Annotated in this window: 3 protein-coding genes and 2 tRNA genes; 2 read left to right on the top strand and 3 right to left on the bottom strand. The window is 40.3% G+C overall.

The window, feature by feature from the left end:
* Positions 1 to 115 precede the first annotated feature (115 nt).
* From EKM67_RS10635 to amaP, 3 genes are read right to left on the bottom strand one after another with little or no spacing between them, the layout of a single operon-like run.
* On the bottom strand, positions 116 to 556 hold the full coding sequence (locus tag EKM67_RS10635) for an Asp23/Gls24 family envelope stress response protein (RefSeq protein ID WP_225417382.1): 441 nt from the start codon (positions 554 to 556) through the stop codon (positions 116 to 118).
* Between the two features lies 1 nt (position 557).
* Entirely contained in the window at positions 558 to 764 is a 207-nt protein-coding gene (locus EKM67_RS10630; protein ID WP_164506658.1) for a DUF2273 domain-containing protein, read from the bottom strand.
* Positions 765 to 774: 10 nt separating this feature from the next.
* Positions 775 to 1,317, bottom strand: coding sequence for an alkaline shock response membrane anchor protein AmaP (gene amaP, locus EKM67_RS10625; protein WP_125578946.1), 543 nt, complete (start codon positions 1,315 to 1,317; stop codon positions 775 to 777).
* 288 nt (positions 1,318 to 1,605) lie between these two features.
* Here amaP and EKM67_RS10620 point away from each other — a divergent pair.
* Together EKM67_RS10620 and EKM67_RS10615 are read left to right on the top strand one after the other, a co-directional pair.
* A tRNA-Tyr gene (locus tag EKM67_RS10620) sits at positions 1,606 to 1,689 on the top strand.
* A 3-nt stretch (positions 1,690 to 1,692) separates the two neighbouring features.
* Positions 1,693 to 1,764: transfer RNA gene (locus EKM67_RS10615), tRNA-Gln, on the top strand.
* Positions 1,765 to 1,929 lie beyond the last annotated feature (165 nt).

Raw genomic sequence — 1,929 nt, 5'->3', positions numbered from 1 at the left:
ATACCGAGAACATACCTTAGCTGCGTAAAACTATTTATTTTTGTCTAACTTTTATGTTGCACTTCATGTTGTCCGAACGATTTTTCAAATTGTGCTGGGATTTAGTGGCACATAATTATTCTTGACGATGTTGCTCTTGTTGTTTCCTATTTTTATCAGCTAATTCTTCTTTTGTTTTGACATCATCAACGTTCATCTCAAACGAAACTAATTCTAAGCCGGTCATTTCCCGAACCGCCGTCCGAACACGCCGCAGTGCTTCTTGATAAATTTTTTGTGCATTGGCACCATATTCAATGCTCACTGTCATCTTGATACCCACTTGCGAGTCGCCAAGATCAACGTCGATACCCTTCGTTGGATCCGTATCAGTCGTGATCCGATCAGCCAATTCATTGATAAAATTACCCTTCATGCCAATGATACCACTGACTTCAGAAGCAGTGATGCCCGTGATTTTCTTGATCACATTGTCCTCAAAGGTTAATTTCTTTTCAACCTCTGTCGTGCGAGTACGCTCCATATTCTGATTTGTTTCTGGATTTGAGACTGTCATATTAGTTTCCTCCTTGTTTGTTTGTCAATTTCGTTAACGCTTTGATCGCCAAATCGTCGAATTTGATCTGGTTTAATTCCAACAAATAACCGATTCCGCACCCGATCAGTGTCAGTAGAATAATAAAGAGCATCTTCCAGAATCCAAAAGCTACCCATGACACAGAGATCAAAAGTGCAAATATTCCGAGCACTGTACTTTGCTTCATTATCATCACCTCAACTGATCTGTACTTTTTCACCAAAAGGTTTCGGTTCAAAATCCAGTTTAACCCGTCTCACTTGAATCCCTAGCAATTGTTCAACATCATGTTGAACCTGGGTCTGAATTGTTTTAGCTTGCCGTGTGAGGTCATTAGCCGGCATATGGTAAGCACGAATCGAAATATCGGCTTTATGCCCACGATCAAATAATTTAACCTCACTTTCTACGTTGAGCAGATTGAAATTACGCGCCAAACTCTTGATAACCATGGAATTGACGGCTTGCTTACTGACTGTCATTTCACCATCTGGCACGGCAATCCGAAGTTTTGAAGTGAGTGTTGGTACCATTAATCCTTTGATAAAAAGGTAAACGCCGAAAACACCCACGATCAAACTCAGAATTGTCAGCCAGAACGTGACCGACGTCCAATTCATCATTAATTGCTGCCAATCCCATTGCGTCCAAAGTTGATGCTCAACGAATAAATAAAGTAACGTTTGTGCGACCATCACTAGACCGATCAACATCAAACCAGTCTTTTGTATTCTCCACATTCTAATCACCCCTTACGCCTTTCAGGATAAACGCTCCTCCTTCCACTCCTATTTCACTTAAGCATAACGGGTTCCCCAGCGAGAATAAATCAGAACGCACGTTATTTAATAACGTTCAGAACGAAATTTGAATTACCTTGATTTCACCAGATTGAGAATGCTTCATCGAACTTTTGAAATCTATGGTCATATATAAGAAAATTTACGCTGAAAAAGTGCAATTAGACTTGAATTTAATATCAATTTTCGTTATTATATTTAAGTTAGCTAATTGCTGACAAGCCAGATGGAGGAGTAGCGAAGTGGCTAAACGCGGCGGACTGTAAATCCGCTCCTTCGGGTTCGGTGGTTCGAATCCACTCTCCTCCACCATCTTGGGATATAGCCAAGCGGTAAGGCAACAGACTTTGACTCTGTCATGCGCTGGTTCGAATCCAGCTATCCCAATACATAAGCAACGCAAAAAGCGGTATTCTGACATAGAAAAGTCAGAATACCGCTTTTTATTTTATATTGGTTATTCATTGAAACACGATTGCGCATTAATGGGTCTTTGTCAAATAGTGTTGGTGGAGATTTATGAGCGATATCTGAATTTACAGATATCGCTTT

The organism is Lapidilactobacillus mulanensis (assembly GCF_003946215.1).
GTDB lineage: Bacteria > Bacillota > Bacilli > Lactobacillales > Lactobacillaceae > Lapidilactobacillus > Lapidilactobacillus mulanensis.
This window is presented reverse-complemented; position numbering and strand designations above follow the sequence as displayed.

What these genes read in the sequence shown, in the direction of transcription:
- EKM67_RS10630 (WP_164506658.1), bottom strand. Translation starts at nt 764, where the DNA reads ATGAAGCAAAGTACAGTGCTCGGAATATTTGCACTTTTGATCTCTGTG.
- EKM67_RS10635 (WP_225417382.1), bottom strand. Translation starts at nt 556, where the DNA reads ATGACAGTCTCAAATCCAGAAACAAATCAGAATATGGAGCGTACTCGC.
- amaP (WP_125578946.1), bottom strand. Translation starts at nt 1,317, where the DNA reads ATGTGGAGAATACAAAAGACTGGTTTGATGTTGATCGGTCTAGTGATG.